The sequence below is a fragment of the Kosakonia beeri genome (assembly GCF_054165705.1).
This window is the reverse complement of sequence record NZ_CM135106.1, coordinates 1499890-1517383: the sequence shown is the minus strand read 5'-3', so window position 1 is coordinate 1517383 and position 17494 is coordinate 1499890. Positions and strand designations below refer to the sequence as shown.

At 54.4% G+C, this 17494-nt stretch carries 15 protein-coding genes; 3 read left to right on the top strand and 12 right to left on the bottom strand.

All coding sequences use genetic code 11. From position 1 onward, the window contains the following. Nucleotides 1-45 precede the first annotated feature (45 nt). The gene (pdxB, locus tag ACUY4S_RS07325) at nucleotides 46-1182 is read right to left on the bottom strand and encodes a 4-phosphoerythronate dehydrogenase PdxB (protein WP_312692396.1); all 1137 of its coding nucleotides are present in this window, start codon (nucleotides 1180-1182) and stop codon (nucleotides 46-48) included. 111 nt (nucleotides 1183-1293) lie between these two features. Between pdxB and flk the strand changes: the two genes are divergently transcribed. After that, the gene (gene flk, locus ACUY4S_RS07320; protein WP_312692419.1) at nucleotides 1294-2301 is read left to right on the top strand and encodes a flagella biosynthesis regulator Flk; all 1008 of its coding nucleotides are present in this window, start codon (nucleotides 1294-1296) and stop codon (nucleotides 2299-2301) included. Nucleotides 2302-2396: 95 nt separating this feature from the next. Here flk and ACUY4S_RS07315 read toward each other — a convergent pair whose 3' ends face one another. The 3 genes from ACUY4S_RS07315 to fabB all read right to left on the bottom strand — a co-directional run bounded on the left by ACUY4S_RS07315 (nucleotide 2397) and on the right by fabB (nucleotide 6553). Then, a complete protein-coding gene (locus ACUY4S_RS07315; protein WP_458022925.1) occupies nucleotides 2397-3827 on the bottom strand; it encodes a 6-phospho-beta-glucosidase in 1431 nt (476 codons plus the stop codon). A 121-nt stretch (nucleotides 3828-3948) separates the two neighbouring features. Beyond that, nucleotides 3949-5130, bottom strand: a complete 1182-nt coding sequence (locus tag ACUY4S_RS07310) for an MFS transporter (RefSeq protein ID WP_458022926.1) — start codon at nucleotides 5128-5130, stop codon at nucleotides 3949-3951. 208 nt (nucleotides 5131-5338) lie between these two features. Then, complete coding sequence (gene fabB, locus ACUY4S_RS07305) at nucleotides 5339-6553, bottom strand: beta-ketoacyl-ACP synthase I (RefSeq protein WP_312692390.1); 1215 nt, start codon at nucleotides 6551-6553, stop codon at nucleotides 5339-5341. A gap of 156 nt (nucleotides 6554-6709) precedes the next feature. Between fabB and mnmC the strand changes: the two genes are divergently transcribed. Beyond that, nucleotides 6710-8710, top strand: coding sequence for a bifunctional tRNA (5-methylaminomethyl-2-thiouridine)(34)-methyltransferase MnmC2/FAD-dependent 5-carboxymethylaminomethyl-2-thiouridine(34) oxidoreductase MnmC1 (gene mnmC / locus ACUY4S_RS07300; RefSeq protein WP_458022927.1), 2001 nt, complete (start codon nucleotides 6710-6712; stop codon nucleotides 8708-8710). A gap of 2 nt (nucleotides 8711-8712) precedes the next feature. Here mnmC and ACUY4S_RS07295 read toward each other — a convergent pair whose 3' ends face one another. The 7 genes from ACUY4S_RS07295 to prmB form a co-directional block, all read right to left on the bottom strand. Continuing rightward, the gene (locus tag ACUY4S_RS07295) at nucleotides 8713-10794 is read right to left on the bottom strand and encodes an ATP-binding protein (protein WP_458022928.1); all 2082 of its coding nucleotides are present in this window, start codon (nucleotides 10792-10794) and stop codon (nucleotides 8713-8715) included. 690 nt (nucleotides 10795-11484) lie between these two features. Next, nucleotides 11485-11763 carry a YfcL family protein gene (locus ACUY4S_RS07290; RefSeq protein WP_312692386.1) on the bottom strand — a complete coding sequence of 93 codons (279 nt, stop codon included), beginning with the start codon at nucleotides 11761-11763 and terminating at the stop codon, nucleotides 11485-11487. Nucleotides 11764-11790: 27 nt separating this feature from the next. Then, nucleotides 11791-12330, bottom strand: a complete 540-nt coding sequence (locus ACUY4S_RS07285; protein ID WP_312692384.1) for an elongation factor P hydroxylase — start codon at nucleotides 12328-12330, stop codon at nucleotides 11791-11793. Continuing rightward, entirely contained in the window at nucleotides 12327-13139 is an 813-nt protein-coding gene (locus ACUY4S_RS07280; protein ID WP_312692382.1) for a sulfite exporter TauE/SafE family protein, read from the bottom strand. The genes ACUY4S_RS07285 and ACUY4S_RS07280 overlap by 4 nt, the downstream gene beginning before the upstream one ends. After that, on the bottom strand, nucleotides 13139-13963 hold the full coding sequence (gene mepA, locus ACUY4S_RS07275; RefSeq protein WP_458022929.1) for a penicillin-insensitive murein endopeptidase: 825 nt from the start codon (nucleotides 13961-13963) through the stop codon (nucleotides 13139-13141). Before mepA ends, ACUY4S_RS07280 begins: the two co-directional genes overlap by 1 nt. Nucleotides 13964-13966: 3 nt before the next feature. Further along, the gene (aroC, locus tag ACUY4S_RS07270) at nucleotides 13967-15052 is read right to left on the bottom strand and encodes a chorismate synthase (protein ID WP_312692378.1); all 1086 of its coding nucleotides are present in this window, start codon (nucleotides 15050-15052) and stop codon (nucleotides 13967-13969) included. A gap of 43 nt (nucleotides 15053-15095) precedes the next feature. Further along, nucleotides 15096-16028, bottom strand: a complete 933-nt coding sequence (gene prmB, locus ACUY4S_RS07265; protein WP_312692376.1) for a 50S ribosomal protein L3 N(5)-glutamine methyltransferase — start codon at nucleotides 16026-16028, stop codon at nucleotides 15096-15098. Between the two features lie 166 nt (nucleotides 16029-16194). On the opposite strand from prmB, the gene smrB reads away from it, so the two are divergent. Then, nucleotides 16195-16746 (top strand): endonuclease SmrB, encoded by a 552-nt coding sequence (gene smrB, locus ACUY4S_RS07260; protein WP_312692374.1) that lies wholly within the window; start codon nucleotides 16195-16197, stop codon nucleotides 16744-16746. A gap of 55 nt (nucleotides 16747-16801) precedes the next feature. Here the strand turns inward: smrB and sixA are convergent, their stop codons facing one another. Next, nucleotides 16802-17287 (bottom strand): phosphohistidine phosphatase SixA, encoded by a 486-nt coding sequence (sixA, locus tag ACUY4S_RS07255; protein ID WP_312692372.1) that lies wholly within the window; start codon nucleotides 17285-17287, stop codon nucleotides 16802-16804. Nucleotides 17288-17494: the final 207 nt, after the last annotated feature.

The following is a 17494-nucleotide window of genomic DNA, read 5'->3' as shown; positions in this document are numbered from 1 at the left end:
AAAGCGTCCTTGCCGGAGCATCCGGCAAGGAGCATTAAGAAGATATTAACGAACCGGGGTATAAACGGCGTTGAAACCCAGCTGGTTTAACAACGCGGCGGCGCTGGCGTCATCACACTGTACATACAAGGACGACCACTCGCGGCGCTCAAGATAATTTTTACGCAATTTATCGAACTCACCCGGTGTGCCCGCTACTTTTCGCAGCAATGCATCGTCGCGGCGCACATCATACACCAAATGAACCAGCCTTTTTAGCGTTGACTGATCGAGAGGGCCATGCAGCGTAATGCGCCCAAACTCCGGTGCCGGCAGTAGCGTGTCGAGCGCGACTTGCTGACGTTGACCAATAAATTCGCTATAAGCTTCAAACACCTGCGTGGTGCCGCGTGCTTTACCTTCGAGGGTATACCCGGCGATATGGGCAGTGCCAATGTCCACCCGGTTCAGTAGCTCAACATTGAGATCCGGTTCGGGCTCCCAGACATCAAGCACCACGTTCAGTGCCTGCCCCGCCTGTAATCGTTGCAACAGCGCGGCGTTATCCACTACCGGCCCGCGACAAGCATTAATCAGAATAGTGCCAGCCTGCAGACGAGAGAGCAGCGCATCATCTACCAGGTGCAGCGTTTTATACGGGCCATCTTTGAACAGCGGCGTATGGAAAGTCAGCACATCCGCTTCGCGCACCAGCGTATCCAGGCTGTGGAAGTCACCCGCGTCGCCGCGATCGGCACGCGGCGGATCGCACAGCAGCGTGCGGATACCCAGCGCCTCCAGTCGCGCCTGCAAGCGCCCGCCAACGTTACCCACCCCGACGATGCCCACCGTGCGATCGCGAAGCGCAAAACCATCGCGTTCTGCCAGCATCAGCAGTGAGGAAAATACATACTCCACCACCGCAATGGCATTACAGCCAGGCGCGGCAGAAAAGGCGATGCCCGCCTGCTGAAGAGCGGCTTCATCGACATGATCGGTGCCTGCCGTTGCCGTGCCGACAAATTTGATCCCCGTTCCCTGCAATAATGCCGCATCCACTTTCGTTACCGACCGCACCATTAATGCGTCGGCATCGGCCAGTTCCGCTACCGGGATCGGGCGACCAGGAACCGCCTTCACTTCACCCAGGCGACTAAAAAGATCGCGGGCGTAAGGCATATTTTCATCGACAAGGATTTTCACTTGAGTACCTGTTTGAGAACGGGAGTTGAGCGCGCAAGTGTGCCATAATCTGGCGGCCAGGCATACCCGCAATGCCGACTACCGCCACGCGAGAGTAAGAGGATTTTCATGATGCAACCCATTCAGGGTGCCCCCGCGCGCCCTCCCGGGCAAGAGCCGCTCCAGACAGGTAATGTTCCCGGCGAACAGCCTTTATCCAGCGTGCAGCGCACGGTTCTGGAACGACTGATTATTCGCCTGATCGCCCTGACGCAACAGCAAAGCGCAGAGGTGTGGGCCGGTGTGAAGCACGATTTAGGGCTGAAGAATGATGCCCCCTTGCTGTCCCGCCACTTTCCAGCGGCAGAGCAGAACCTTAATCAGCGTGTTGAAACCGCAACGCAGAACCACACCACACGCCAGGTCCTGACCCAACTGACAGAGCTGCTCAGTCAGGGGAATAACCGCCAGGCGGTGAGCGATTTTATCCGCCAGCAATTTGGCCAGACGGCGCTCAGCCAGTTGACGCCTCAGCAGTTAAAAACAGTGCTGACCATGCTGCAGAATAATCAGATCACCATTCCGCAGCCGCAACAGCGCCCGGCCACCGAGCGCCCGCTATTGCCCGCAGAGCATAACTCGCTTAACCAGGCAGTAACCAAACTGGCGGCAGCCACGGGAGAATCCGGGAAGCTTATCTGGCAATCAATGCTGGAACTCTCGGGGGTGAAGGCAGGGGAACTGATCCCGGCAAAACACTTCGCCCCACTGATGACCTGGCTGCAGGCCCGGCAGACGTTGAGCACGCACCCCGCACCCACGTTGCATACGATCCAGACGGTGTTAAAACAGCCGATGGATAATAGCGAAATGCGCAGTATCACCGAATATGCCCAGCAGACCTGGCAGGCGACGCCGCAAACGGTGCTAACCACTGCGCAGGTGCAGGATATTCTCAATCATGTCTTTTTACGCCGTACTGAGCGCTCGCCGGCTGCGCTGGAAATCCGCAATATCCAGCCGATTTACAGCCCGTTCGTTGCGCCCATTATGGAGACAATGAAAACGATCTCTACCCGTCCGGGCCTGTTCTTTATCGCCCTGTTAGTGGTGGTACTGCTGTTCTGGCTGGTTAGCTAAAAAAATGCCCGATGGCGCTAACGCGTATCGGGCACAGACGCTTTATGCATTGATACACGGCAAGCCGCTAAGGCCGATACGGCTTGCCGTGCAAGTCAGATATTCTCGCCGTTATGTTTAATCACGTCCTGATACCACCAGAATGATTTTTTGCGGCTGCGTTCCAGCGTGCCCTTGCCTTCGTTGTCTTTATCGACATAGATAAGCCCGTAGCGTTTTTTCATTTCACCCGTGCCTGCGGAGACCAGGTCAATACAACCCCACGGGGTATACCCCATTAAATCGACGCCATCTTCCACTACTGCTTTTTTCATTTCGCGGATATGGTTGCGCATATATTCAATACGGTATTGATCGTTGACGATGCCATCGCTTTCCGGCTGATCAATAGCGCCAAAACCGTTCTCGACAATAAACAGCGGGAGTTGGTAAAGATCGTAGAAATAATTTAACGAATAGCGCAGACCAACCGGGTCAATTTGCCAACCCCAGTCCGATGCTTTGACATACGGGTTTTTCACCAGGCTTTTCGTTTCGTCATAATCCAGTTGCGGATTATCTTCCATCGCTTTGGTAACGAAGGACATATAGTAGCTAAAGCCGATGTAGTCGACGTGACCGCGCGTCAGGATCTGCAAGTCCTCTTCGGTGATGTCGAGTTTAAATTCCCGGCGGGCGAAATAATTGAGTAAGTGCTGAGGGTAATAACCACGAACGTGAACATCGGTAAACCAGTAGCGCCGGTGCATCGCCACCACTGACATCATCATGTCGTTCGGATCGCAGGTTAACGGGTAAATTGGGCACATGGCGATCATGCAACCGATTTTAAATTCCGGGTTGATTTTATGCCCGGCCTCGACCGCCAGCGCGCTGGCCACCAGTTCATAATGCGCCGCCTGGTACATGATCACTTCACGATCTTCGCCGGGTTTATATTTCACCCCTGAGTTGGTAAACGGCGCAAAATCTTCATGGTAGTTGGCCTGGTTATTAATTTCGTTAAACGTCATCCAGTATTTCACTTTACCGCGATAGCGGGTGAAAACGGCATTAGCGAAACGCACAAAGAAGTCGATCAGTTTACGGTTGCGCCAGCCGCCATATTCGGTGACGAGGTGATAAGGCATTTCGAAATGGGAAAGCGTGATCACCGGTTCAATATTGTACTTCAGACACTCGTCGAACAGATCATCATAAAATTGCAGCCCAGCTTCGTTTGGCTCCAGCTCATCCCCTTTGGGAAATATGCGCGTCCAGGCAATGGAAGTACGGAAACATTTAAAACCCATCTCGGCGAACAGCCTGATATCGTCTTTGTAGCGATGGTAAAAATCGATGGCTTCATGGTTAGGGTAATTCTTACCGGGCAAGACGCCATCGGTAATCTCACGCGGCACGCCGTGCGCACCGGCTGTCATCACATCGGCAACGCTTACCCCTTTGCCGCCTTCCTGCCAGCCGCCTTCCAGTTGGTGCGCCGCGACCGCCCCACCCCATAAAAAATCCGCTTTAAACCCAGACATATCTCTCTCCTTTCGCAAATGGTGACGAAAGAATAAACAAGCCAGCGGTGACATGACATCACCGCTGTTCTGTTGTGTGAAACCGGTTGCAAAGAAAGTTATTGATTGCGATTTTCAGACATTATTTACGAGGCCGAACGGCGATAACGGTTACCACTATCCCGGTTACGGCCGCGAGCGCCCCGGCCAGAAATACGGAAGGATAGCCGAGCGAGGTCGCCAGCAACCCCGTTAGCGGGCCGGTAAAAGCATACGAGATGTCCTGAAACGCGGCATAACCGCCAAGCGCCGTACCACGTACTTGCGGCGGCACGCGTTTCACCACTTCCACACCCAGCGCAGGGAAAATTAACGAGCAACCGCTGCCGGTTAATGCCGCGCCAAGCAATGCCAGCCACGCACCGTGCGCCTGCCACAGCAGCACCAGCCCGACGGTTTCAATTACCAGCGAGGCTATTGCCACGCGCACGCCACCAAAGCGATCCGGCATCCAGCCAAACAAGATACGCATCAGCACGAATGCGCCGCCAAAAGCCGTGAGGGTAAAGCCGGCCATCGGCCAGCCGTTGCTGGCGAAATAAAGTGAAACAAAGGTGCCAATCACTGCAAAACCCACACCCTGTAACGCCAGGCCCAGTCCGGGCTGCCAGATAAGCCCCACTACACTCCATAACGACGGTCGGCTGCCGGAATGCGCCGGAACCTTGCGCACGCTGCCATTGAAGGCCCAGGCGACAAACGGCAGCAGAATCGTGGTAACCGCCAGCGCAGCGAAACCATAATGGCTATGGATCAGCAGCCCCAGCGGCGCTCCTGCGGCCAGCGCGCCGTAAATCGCCATTCCGTTCCATGACATCACTTTGCCGGAGCGTGCAGGACCAACCAGCCCCATCCCCCAGGTCAGCGTGCCGGTCAGTAACTGGCTTTCGCCAAAGCCGAGGATCAAGCGCCCGACGACCAGTAAAGCGAATTTGGCCATCGGCTCTACTGGCAACAGCGCCGCCAGCAGCCAGGCCACACCAGCCAGCGCGCAGGCAAACATTCCCTGTAACGCCGAGCGCTTAGCGCCAAACTGATCGGCCAGTCGTCCGGCGTAACCCCGCGTCAGCACCGTTGCCAGAAACTGAATGCCGACAGCAATACCGACCATGGTGTTGCCATAGCCGAGTTCGTTGTGCACAAACAGCGGGATGACCGGTAACGGCAGCCCGACGGTCATATAGGTCAGAAACACCGCAAAAGCGATGCGAAACAGCGAGACATTCGCTGATGAAGAACTCATGGATTGTGTTTCTACAGACATGCATTACTCCATAACGCAGAGTAAGGCGGGAATTTGAAGTGCCACGCCCCCTCTACCTGAGTGCCAGGATTAAGGTGCGTTGGATAACGTTAAACGCTTACGCATTATCGTGATGATAATGTTGCGCAGGGAGTTTGCCTGTCGCGGCAACGGCTTGTCAACGGATAAAAAAAGGGAGCCTGCGGCTCCCTTTTCGATTTATTTACCGTTACTTCAGTTTACGCATAACGAGCGTGGCGTTGGTACCGCCAAAACCAAAGCTGTTGGACATTACAGTCGTCAGTTTGGCGTCAGTCGGTTTGGTAACGATATTCAGGCCAGCCGCCTGCTCATCCAGCTCTTCGACGTTGATGCTCGGGGCAATAAAGCCGTGTTCCAGCATCAGCAGAGAGTAGATCGCTTCCTGTACACCAGCAGCGCCCAGCGAGTGGCCGGTCATGGCTTTGGTCGCAGAAATAGCCGGGCTGTTATTGCCGAATACTTCACGAATCGCGCCCAGTTCTTTCACGTCACCGACCGGGGTGGACGTTCCGTGAGAGTTGAGGTAGTCGATCGGCGTATCCACACCGTGCATGGCCATCTTCATGCAACGGACTGCGCCTTCACCTGACGGTGCGACCATGTCTGCGCCATCGGAAGTTGCGCCGTAGCCAACGATTTCAGCATAAATATGTGCACCACGTGCCAGAGCATGTTCCAGCTCTTCAACAACAACCATACCGCCGCCGCCTGCGATAACAAAACCGTCGCGGTGCGCATCGTAAGTACGGGACGCTTTTTCCGGCGTTTCGTTGTATTTGGTGGAGAGCGCGCCCATCGCGTCAAATTCACAGGCCATTTCCCAGCACAGCTCTTCGCCGCCGCCAGCAAATACGATGTCCTGTTTGCCCAGTTGGATCTGCTCTACGGCATTACCGATGCAGTGCGCAGAAGTCGCACAGGCAGAGCTAATGGAGTAGTTCACGCCGTGGATTTTGAATGGCGTGGCCAGGCACGCGGATACCGCAGAGGCCATGGCTTTGGTCACGACATACGGGCCTACCGCTTTCAGGCCGCGCGGGCTGCGCATTGCGTCAGCGCCGAAAACCTGTGATTTGGAAGAACCGCCAGAACCGGCAATCAGGCCCACGCGCGGGTTATTCTGATAGACCTCATCTTTCAGGCCGGCATCTTCAATCGCCTGCTGCATGGAAAGATAGGAATAGATAGAGGCATCGTTCATGAAACGCACCACTTTACGGTCAATCAAACCCGTGGTGTCCAGTTTAACGTTACCCCAAACGTGGCTGCGCATGCCGGAATCTTTGAATTCCTGAGAGAATGTGATCCCTGAGCGTCCTTCACGCAGAGATGCCAGGACTTCCTGCTGGTTGCTACCAATGCTGGAAACGATGCCCAGGCCAGTAATCACTGCACGTTTCATTCAATACCCCTAAAGTCGCACTATTTAAGTTTCGAGTCGCAAGATAGCGTACACTTGTACGCCGAACAAGTCCGATCAGCCAATTTCCGATGAAATTTGCGCCTTTCCTTGACGACCGTTAAGATCGTGCCACTGCCTGATGGACGAGTAACTTACGTGAAACAAACCGCTATACAATCCGCCAACCTCGAATTCAACGCTGAGGGTACACCTGTTTCCCGAGATTTTGACGACGTCTACTTCTCTAATGATAACGGGCTTGAAGAGACGCGTTATGTTTTTCTCGGTGGCAACCAGCTTGAAACGCGTTTTGCGGAGCATTCCCGCTCGCTATTCATCGTTGCGGAAAGCGGGTTTGGCACCGGGCTCAACTTCCTGACCTTATGGCAGGCGTTCGCGGAGTTTCGCGCTGTCCATCCCGACGCTACCCTGGAAAGATTACATTTCATCAGTTTTGAAAAATTTCCGCTGACTGCAGACGATCTGCGTAAAGCCCATGCCCACTGGCCGGAGCTGGCGCCTTGGGCGGCTCAATTACAGGCACAATGGCCGTTACCTTTTGCCGGGTGTCACCGTCTGATACTGGATGAAGGCCGCGTTACGCTTGACTTGTGGTTTGGCGATATCAATACGCTGACCCACGAACTGGATGATTCATTGAACCAGCGCGTAGATGCCTGGTTTCTGGATGGCTTTGCCCCCGCCAAAAACCCGGAGATGTGGACACCGGAGCTTTTTCAGGCAATGGCCCGCCTCGCCAGGCCTGGCGGCACGCTGGCAACCTTTACCTCTGCGGGATTTGTTCGTCGTGGTTTACAGGAGGCGGGTTTTGTCATGCATAAGCGCAAGGGCTTTGGCCGTAAGCGTGAAATGCTGACCGGAACACGGGAACAAATGGAGGCACCCGCGCTACGCGCACCGTGGTTTGCCCGTAGTGGAACAGTTACGCGCGAGGTGGCATTGATTGGCGGTGGCGTGGCCAGTGCATTGTTAGCGCTGGCGTTGTTACGACGTGGCTGGCAGGTGACGCTCTATTGTGCTGATGAGGACCCGGCAGAAGGGGCATCCGGTAATCGCCAGGGGGCGCTTTATCCGTTACTGAGCGCGCACGATCCGGCACTGGCACACTTCTTTCCTGCGGCATTTACCTTTGCCCGCAGGCTGTACGACGCCCTGCCGTTAACCTTTGATCACCAGTGGTGCGGCGTGACGCAACTGGGATGGGATGAGAAAAGCCAGCGTAAAATAGACCAGATGCTGACGCTGGATTTGCCCCCAGCACTGGCACAGGCGGTGGATGCTAAAGCGGTACAGGCCATCACCGGCGTCGAAACACGGTGCGGCGGCATCACGTACCCGGCTGGCGGCTGGCTCTGTCCGGCGCAGTTAACGTCAGCGGCTATCGCACTGGCCTGCGAGCAGGGGTTGCAGGTCCACTATTTGCACGATCTGCAAAAACTCAACCACAGCGACAACGGCTGGATGTTGCATTTCCCCGGCGGTAAGATCCGCCAACATGCGGCGGTTGTACTGGCAAACGGGCATCGCATCCATCGGTTCCCGCAAACCGAGAAATTGCCGGTCTACCCCGTTGGCGGCCAGGTGAGCCATATTCCGACAACCCCCGCACTCGGCCAGTTACGGCAGGTACTTTGCTACGACGGTTATCTGACACCACAAAACCCGCATAACCATTATCACTGCATCGGCGCGAGTTATCATCGGGGGCAGGAACAGGCGGCGTATAGCGAGCAGGATCAACAGCAAAACCGCCAGCGCTTATTGGACTGTTTCCCGCAGGTTTCATGGGCACAAGAGGTGGATGTCAGCGCAGGTGAAGCCCGTTGTGGCGTACGCTGCGCCACGCGCGATCATCTGCCGATGGTGGGCAATGTCGCAGACTATGAGGCGACGCTTGCCGCCTACGCCCACCTTGCCGACGCGCCAGAAAATGCCATCAGCGCACCGGTTTATCCGGGGCTGTTTATGCTGGGCGCACTCGGCTCTCGGGGGTTATGCAGCGCACCACTGGCGGCAGAGATCCTCGCTTCGCAAATGAGCGATGAGCCGATCCCACTGGATGGCGAAACACTTGCGGCACTGAACCCGAACCGGTTATGGGTCCGGAAATTAATCAAAGGAAAAGCGGTGAAGTAAGGTTACAACAGGACCCGGCCAAGTTTGCCCAGTTCCCGTTTGAGGGCGCGTTCAATGTGCCCTGACGCGATTTTTTCGCTCTGTTCATCGGCCGCGAGCACGGCCGCCAGAAGCGCCACATTGCGGATGCTGGCACCGGTAAGATCGGTACGAACGGCGAGTTTAGCGAAATCCACATCATCTGCGACCTTCAGCGTTGCTGGCCATATTTTTTGCCACATCTGTTCGCGCAACTCCGCATCCGGATACGTAAAATGAGTGATGAACGTGAAGCGGCGGCTAAACGCGGTGTCAAGATGCCCACGATTGTTGGTGGCGAGGATCACTAAGCCGGGGTAATTTTCCAGCCGTTGCAGCAGGTAGGCAACTTCAATATTGGCATGGCGATCGTGCGCATCCTTGGTTTCACTGCGTTTACCAAACAGGGCATCTGCTTCATCAAAAAAGAGTACTCCGCTGTCAGCTTCCGCCAGATCGAAAACCTGCGACAGATTTTTCTCCGTCTCGCCAACGTATTTGCTGACCACCGTAGAGAGATCCACTTTGATCACATCTACCCCCAGGTGTTGGGCCAGCACTTCAGCGGCCAATGTTTTCCCGGTGCCGGAGTCGCCATAAAACAACGCGCTGATCCCCGTCTTTCCGCCGGTTTTGTGGGCAAAATGTTTAATGGTGACACTTTCTCGCAGCCGGATGGCGACCAGAATTTCGTTTAACTGTTTTTGCACCGAGGGCGACACCACCATATCGTCGAACCCGCGAACAGGCACAATGCGCTGTGCTAATTTGCCAAAATTTTTCCGCGAACGAAAAAGCAAGGTTTGACGCAGATCCTCAGTGTCCAGCGGCGCTGCCCGATCCCTGAGTTGCCGATAATAGTCTGCTTCCATCATCAATAATGGAATGTCCGCAGGATGAAACGCGTAACGCTCGGCCAGGGCCTGTAATGCCTGTTTATCCCGCGTATTATGTTGCGGTTCTGGCCAGCCAAGATGGAGGCTATGGGCTATTTCGGCAATCGTGGCATGGGGCACGGAAACGTGCACGCAGGCGACGGCCTGCAATGGAGGAAAATCAGTAAAGACGTCGGGTAAAATAAACACCGGTAAATGCGTCAGGGGCAGCAGTCTGTCCAGCGTATGGGCAACACGCTGGTTGACGGCCGAATCTGTAGACCAGTTTCCCAACAGTAAGGCGCAGTTATCCAGCAGGGCATCGCGAATGATCTCTGTCAGTGTCTGCCGTTGTTGCATCTCTGCAAGGGATGCCAGTTCGAGGATCTCAAGATGCAGCACACCCTGCAGGTACTTTGCCAATGTGTTGGCCAGATCTTGCGTTCTGCCATTACCCCCTGGCCCATCAAGTACGATAACGGGGGGTGTCTGGACGCCGGAGTCGAGACACAGACGGTAAATGTGCTCGCCCACCCAGGCAGGAAATTGCGAAACGCCCTGGGCTTCAATGTGGCGAGGATAAGGAAAACTGTATTTTGCCAGTGATCCATTGCCACAAAAGAAATGCCACACTGACTCGCTGACGGTATAAAACGTCAATGCCGTTTTGCTGCTGGTGATCGTCTTTTTATTCAATAAAGCAAACTGAAACAGTGGCGAGGCGGGGTGCAATGCCGACAACAATAGCTGATATTCCGTGCCGGAGGTGCCAAGCATTTGCAACAAGCGTTGCTGGCTTATGCCTTCTGCAATGCCGCTATCCGGCAAGGCCGCATAGTGATCGCTTAGTCTGGGCAACAGGCACGCCAGTAATATATCGCGCTCTGTTAGCGTTAAGTCGAAACGGTTTATCAGGTTGTTCATTCTCTGCGTCAGCGCAGCGCAGGATCCCGGCAAATGGCTGGCAGGCATCGATAACCACGCCGGTTCCCCCTGTAAAAAGGTCAACCGCGAGCCAACGCTTTCTGGCGGTAAGAAATACAGGGAAAAGTTGTCCGGTATTCTCCCCTCTCCCTGCCAGTACACGTGTTGGAAAAGCAGATCAATTCGCTCCAGGCTGTAATAAAAGTTGTCATCATCATTGCTCACACCCTGCGTGGACACACCGTCAGACCCGGAATAGAGAGACATAATATTTCCTTCAGGTTATGAAATGACAAAATAACAGAACAGGTATGAAGCGAAAATCATGTGCAACTTTTATTAAAGCCAATCACTCTTCGTTCATATTTATTCACATAAAAAGGTTATTTAAGAATAGGGCAACAAGCATCCACTGACCAGCGTTTAAATAATGATGATTATATTAGGGTGGGTATCCTGAGGTTACAATTTTATGAGCAAGTCCCTTCTACATGGTTGACATATTACGCAGTCATTTATTTTATCCAATTATTCAATGGGATAACAATCTTACATTTCTCTTCTCACCAGGCTTTTCTCACCTATGGAGATCCAGTTAACGTTATTTACATTACTGAATGCTGGCAATTTTCTGATGAATTAAGAACGAATCGTCCAATAAGAGAAATATACGCACAATCCTCCTGTGAATAATAAACCCGCCGACACGCTACCGCCCTCTTTTATTAAAAAGAGTAAGCCGATGAACGTCAAACTGCTAATGATATATAAACTTAGGCTTAGTCAGGTACAGAAGCAAAGCAAAGGGAGGGAATTAAGACATTTCACCTGCATATATTATGGTGAGATTGCACAGCGCCATAAAAAGCCAGCATACGAAGCGAAAAGAAGCATTCGTTATGAAGAGGGAGACGGTATAAAACATCCCCTTACCCGGCGGGAAAGGGGATCCGCCTGTTAATGTGCTTTCGCCTGCTGGAACAGGTTGTCCCACATGCCGAGTACCAGCGCCTGATCGCGCGGCGACAACTCGCCGGCCTGGATTGCCGTTTCAAGGCTGTTAGTGACTTTGGCATACACGGCTTCGTGCGAGTGGTCATCGCCACCTTCCAGGTCGGCTACCGCCAGCGTCAGGTGGCCTCGCAGATAACCGCCAGCAAACAGTTCATCATCACTGGCGTGCTCCACCATGTTGTCTATTAACGCCAGAATGCGTGATTCAAACTCCGCGATCATCTCTCTTCCTCTCTTGAAAACATGGCCTTACAAATCTTCCGGCCACGGGAACTGTTCTGCCGCAAGGGGCGGCGTTTGGTAATAATCCTGTAATGCTTTAATAAATCGCGCGGGACGTTCAGGGATGCCCTGATCAAGATAGTGCATGACCTGCGCGTGAACGCGACGCTGAAAAACAATGCGATCCGGTTCGAAGTCCCCTTCCAGGTTGTCACAGCTGACGTTAAACGGGAAACCCGCCGCAACGCAAAACAACCAGTCAAACGCCTGGGGTTTGACTTCCACATCTTCAAATTGCCCCTGGGTTGCCGCATCACGCCCGTCCGGGCAGTACCAGTACCCGAAATCAACCAATTTGCGGCGTTCCGCGCCGGCAATGCACCAGTGCGAAATCTCATGCAGCGCGCTGGCATAAAAACCGTGAGCGAAGACGATGCGGTTATACGGCACGTCCGCATCAGCAGGAAGATAGATCGGTTCGTCGTCGCCTTTAATCAGACGGGTATTAAAATCGCTGGCAAAACAGCCATCAAAAATATCAATTAACTGTTGGTAATGGTGTGTCATACGTTGAGCCCCAAAAACTGGAGGATCTCCTGGCCGTGACTGTCATAGAGAAGTTTGGCGCTCATCACCGCCGAGACAATCACAATCATCGGACGGATAAGCTTTTGCCCTTTACTCAGAACCAGACGCGAACCTAAGCGCGCGCCCAGAAATTGCCCGGCCAGCATCACGAAACCGGTCGCCCACACCACTTTGCCGCCAATAATAAACAGCAGTAGTCCACCGATGTTCGAGGTCGCGTTTAACACTTTGGCATGCGCGGTCGATTTCGCCAGGTTAAACCCGGCCAGCGTGACAAACGCCAGTGCGTAAAACGACCCGGCGCCGGGGCCGAAAAAGCCATCATAGAAACCGACACAGCCCCCTGCCACCAGTGCAAAAGGCAAGCCGTACAGCCGGCGCTGACGATCCTCTTCCCCCAGTTTGGGCATTAGCAGGAAATAAAGACCGATGCAGATCACCAGAATGGGCAGGATCTGGCGAAGTACATCCGATTGCACATACTGCACCAGCAACGCACCGGTGGTGGATCCAATAAAAGTCATCAGAATATTGAGTTTCTGATCGGCAATATTGACGACTTTGCGGCGAATAAAATAGAGCGTCGCAGAGATGGAACCGCCGCAAGCCTGCAGCTTGTTGGTGGCCAGCGCCTGCGCCGGAGACATCCCCGCCGCCAGCAATGCGGGCACCGTGAGCAGCCCGCCGCCACCGGCCAGTGCATCTATAAACCCGGCCAGCAGAGCGACAAAAAAAAGCGCCACCATGACCAGTGGCGACACCATAAAGAGTTGTTCAATGGTTTCCATTACAATGCGTGCTCATCCAGTAGAGCCTGGCAAGACGGCGGCAATGGCGGCGGCGTCTTTTTCTCAGGCGGGGTGCTGCCCGGCTTCGCCGGTTCAAACCAACTCTGTAATTCCGCGCCGCAACCGTCGCCTGGCGGCGGCAGAGGCTGATCTTCACACTCAAGGCTGTCTGCCGGGCAACGCAGGCGCACATGCATATGCGCCCGGTGCTGGAACCACGGACGCACTTTACGCAGCCAGTCACGATCGGTTCCGGCATCCTGGCAGAGTTGCTGTTTAATAGCCGGGTTGACGAAAATACGCGTCACGTCGTCATCCTGCGCCGCCAGTTTGATCAGGCTGCTGATTTCCGGTTTCCACAGCGCCGGCACCACCTGTTTTCCGTCGCGCGAAACCAGATCCAGCGCCTGCGGTTTGAGCAGTTGCGCTGCGCTCCAGCGTGCTTTCGGTAGTTGCAGAAAGATATCGACATCCAGCCCGGATTGATGACTGGCATGACCGCCATTAAAACGCCCGCCCGCTGGCATGCCCATATCGCCCACCAGCACGGTGCCAAGCCCCAGATTATGCACCTGCGTACTCAGACGCTGAATAAACAGGACCAGGTCCGGATGACCGAAATAGCGGCGCTGGTCAGTACGCATGACCTGATAAGTGTCCGACTGGAGCGGCAACGCCTGCGCGCCAACGATACAGCCATTAGCAAAGGCGCCGATGGACTGTGGGGTACCCTCGACGGGGTGAGTCAGTTTTTGCCAGGGTGTCGCCGCCGTCGCGGCGGCGCTTATCAGCAGCGCAAACAGCGCTATTGCCGTTTTGTTCATCGTTTACCAGCGTGGAAGAGTGGTCGTAACATCGGCGTTCTGCGCGCGCTGGCGCAGGAAGTGATCCATCAGCACAATCGCCAGCATCGCTTCGGCGATTGGCACCGCACGAATGCCCACGCACGGATCGTGACGGCCTTTCGTGATCATCTCCACTTCTTCGCCAAAGCGATTAAGCGTCCGCCCCGGAACGGTAATGCTGGAGGTCGGTTTCAGTGCAATATTGGCTGTAATTTGCTGACCGCTGCTAATACCGCCCAAAATGCCGCCTGCGTGATTGCTCTGAAAACCCTGTTTGGTGATTTCGTCACGGTTTTCGCTTCCGCGCAGTTTCACCACCTCAAAACCGTCGCCAATTTCAACGCCTTTGACTGCATTAATGCTCATTAGCGCGTGGGCGATATCGGCATCCAGGCGGTCAAATACAGGCTCACCAAGACCAGCGGGTACTCCGTCAGCCACGACAGTCACTTTCGCGCCGATGGAGTCGCCCTCTTTTTTCAGGCCGCGCATCAGTTCATCCAGCGCGTCGATTTTAGCGGGATCCGGGCAGAAAAACGGATTCTGTTCAACCTGCTCCCAATCCTTGATCTCCAGCGGAATGTCGCCCATTTGGGTCAGGCAACCGCGGATAACGATGCCGAATTTCTGCGCCAGGTATTTTTTGGCGATGGCCCCTGCGGCAACACGCATGGCGGTTTCACGGGCGGAAGAACGACCGCCGCCGCGATAATCGCGCACGCCATACTTCTGCTCATAGGTGTAATCGGCGTGCCCCGGACGGAACAGGTCTTTAATGGCGCCGTAATCCTGCGATCGCTGATCGGTATTTTCGATCAGCAGGCCAATGCTGGTCCCGGTGGTTACCCCGTCAAACACGCCGGAGAGGATCTTCACCTGATCCGGCTCGCGACGCTGCGTGGTATAGCGGGATGTTCCCGGACGACGACGGTCCAGATCGTGTTGCAGATCCGCTTCGCTCAGGGGAATACCAGGCGGTACACCATCGACAATACAGCCCAGCGCCAGGCCGTGCGATTCGCCGAAAGTGGTTACGCGAAAGAGTTGTCCAATTGTGTTTCCTGCCATCACGGCTCCGTTGTCGTTGTCGTTGTTGGTGTTGAGCGTTGATTTAATCTTTATAAATGCTGAAATGTTCCTGCGCTGCGATGAGTTGCGCTTTGGTCAGCATGAAAACGCCGTCCCCGCCGTTGTCGAACTCCAGCCAGGTAAACGGCACATCCGGATATTGTTCAATCAGATGTACCATGCTGTTGCCGACTTCACAAATCAGGATACCGCTGTCGGAAAGATAATCCGGGGCGCAGGCCAGAATTCGGCGCGTCAATTTCAGACCATCGCTACCGGACGCCAGACCCAGTTCAGGTTCATGGCGGTATTCCGACGGCAGGTCGGACATATCGTCTTCATCCACATACGGCGGGTTAGTCACAATCAGGTCGTATTGCACTTTCGGCAACTCGCGGAACACATCAGAACGGATCGGCGTGACATGATGAATCAAACCATGCTCTTCAATGTTGTGTTCTGTCACCGCCAGCGCATCGGTGGAGATATCTACGGCGTCGACTTCCGCCTCCGGGAAAGCGTAGGCGCAGGCAATAGCAATACAGCCGCTGCCAGTACACATATCCAGAATATGCTGCGGCTGCGTCTGGATCAGCCCGGCAAAACGGTTATTGATCAGCTCACCAATCGGTGAACGCGGCACCAGAACGCGCTCGTCAACGTAGAATTCGTGCCCGCAGAACCAGGCTTTATTCGTCAGGTAGGCTACCGGAATGCGCTCGTTAACACGGCGTATAACTCGCTCGACAATACGGTGGCGCTCGCTGGAGGTCAGGCGCGCATTGCGCATCTCTTCCGGGATATCCAGCGGTAAATAGAGCGTCGGCAGCACCAGTTGCACAGCTTCATCCCACGGGTTATCCGTACCGTGTCCGTACCAGATATTGGCGGCGCTAAACCGGCTGACTGCCCAGCGCAGCATGTCCTGAATGGTGTGCAGCTCATTCACTGCTTCTTCAACGAAAATTTTATCCATATTATCCCCCAGGTACATGCTCGCAATAAATTCGGCGGCTAGTTTGCCATGAAGACGGCGATAAATCAGCATCGTCACGCGCTGGCGCGCGGTAAAAATGCATTTTGCTACACCTGAGCCGCTGCGAGTCGGGTACACTGAAGGAAATAAGAGATGAGATGCGCAAATGAAAAAGAAACCATCGCTTAGCGAGGAGGAGCAGGCGCTGTTCCGGCAACTAATGACCGGGACGCGGCAGATCAAGCAGGACACCGTGGTACACCGCCCGACGCGCAAAAAAATCAGCGACGTGCCAGTAAAACGGCTTTTGCAGGAGCAGATCGATAACAGCCACTATTTTTCCGATGAGTTTCAGCCATTACTGAACCGCGAAGGGCCGGTGAAATATGTGCGCGAAGATGTCAGCCATTTTGAGCTGAAAAAGCTTCGTCGCGGTGATTATTCGCCGGAACTGTTTCTTGATCTTCATGGGCTAACGCAGATGCAGGCGAAACAGGAGCTGGGTGCGCTGATTGCCGCCTGCCGTCGCGAACATGTATTTTGCGCCTGTGTGATGCATGGCCACGGTAAACATATTCTGAAACAGCAAACACCGCTATGGCTGGCGCAGCACCCGCATGTCATGGCCTTCCATCAGGCGCCGAAGGAGTATGGCGGTGACGCTGCCGTGCTGGTGCTGATTGAAGTAGAAGAGTGGCAGCCGCCAGAACTCCCCTGAACCAGAAATGACAAGAGCCGCAAAAAGCGGCTCTTTATTACCATGGTCCGGCGGATCAGATGGCTTTGCGCATCTTCAGGTTGCAGGGACTCATTTGCCAGTCAAACACCCCTTTGCCGTTCTCGTCCAGCGTCACGCAGGCGATAGCGGAAGTGGTAAACATCGGCGGCGCTTCGCCCGGGCAGAGCTCAGACACCAGGTAACCCACCAGCGGCAGGTGAGAAATCACCAATACCGACGAAGTCCCTTCATTTGCCAGCGCCTGCAAATAAGCGCTTACAAGGCCAACATCGCCACAAGGCGTCAGTTCCGGCAGGACATCCACGTTGTCAGGCAGGTTTACGCATTCACCGACCTTTTCCAGCGTCTGCTCAGCACGTAAAAAAGGGCTGACCAGAACACGTTCAACATCCACTTTTTGGCCTTTCAACCAGGTTGCCATAAGACGGGATTCGTCGCAGCCACAAGGGGTTAAGGGACGAACCGAGTCACTGGCTGCATCGAGGGCAGCGTCGCCGTGACGCATGATAAAAACTTGCATATTGCACCGCTTTTGTTAACCAGAATCATTGATCGTTCCACTACGAAACCCTTTCGCAACTACGGGAAAGACCAATGGCCGGGCATTGTGCCTGATTCATTCGCTGAATGAAACGCTGTTTTTTACCTCAATGGCGTAAGTATAGTCAATCACTGTTTACAAAATAACCGCGAACGCCATGAGCTTTAACAGATTTACTTTTTTTTA

Coding starts and splice junctions, on each gene's coding strand:
- mepA (WP_458022929.1), bottom strand. CDS start 13,963: ATGAACAAAACGGCAATAGCGCTGTTTGCGCTGCTGATAAGCGCCGCC.
- fabB (WP_312692390.1), bottom strand. CDS start 6,553: ATGAAACGTGCAGTGATTACTGGCCTGGGCATCGTTTCCAGCATTGGT.
- ACUY4S_RS07285 (WP_312692384.1), bottom strand. CDS start 12,330: ATGACACACCATTACCAACAGTTAATTGATATTTTTGATGGCTGTTTT.
- smrB (WP_312692374.1), top strand. CDS start 16,195: ATGAAAAAGAAACCATCGCTTAGCGAGGAGGAGCAGGCGCTGTTCCGG.
- aroC (WP_312692378.1), bottom strand. CDS start 15,052: ATGGCAGGAAACACAATTGGACAACTCTTTCGCGTAACCACTTTCGGC.
- ACUY4S_RS07290 (WP_312692386.1), bottom strand. CDS start 11,763: ATGATCGCGGAGTTTGAATCACGCATTCTGGCGTTAATAGACAACATG.
- ACUY4S_RS07280 (WP_312692382.1), bottom strand. CDS start 13,139: ATGGAAACCATTGAACAACTCTTTATGGTGTCGCCACTGGTCATGGTG.
- ACUY4S_RS07310 (WP_458022926.1), bottom strand. CDS start 5,130: ATGTCTGTAGAAACACAATCCATGAGTTCTTCATCAGCGAATGTCTCG.
- flk (WP_312692419.1), top strand. CDS start 1,294: ATGCAACCCATTCAGGGTGCCCCCGCGCGCCCTCCCGGGCAAGAGCCG.
- prmB (WP_312692376.1), bottom strand. CDS start 16,028: ATGGATAAAATTTTCGTTGAAGAAGCAGTGAATGAGCTGCACACCATT.
- sixA (WP_312692372.1), bottom strand. CDS start 17,287: ATGCAAGTTTTTATCATGCGTCACGGCGACGCTGCCCTCGATGCAGCC.
- ACUY4S_RS07315 (WP_458022925.1), bottom strand. CDS start 3,827: ATGTCTGGGTTTAAAGCGGATTTTTTATGGGGTGGGGCGGTCGCGGCG.
- ACUY4S_RS07295 (WP_458022928.1), bottom strand. CDS start 10,794: ATGTCTCTCTATTCCGGGTCTGACGGTGTGTCCACGCAGGGTGTGAGC.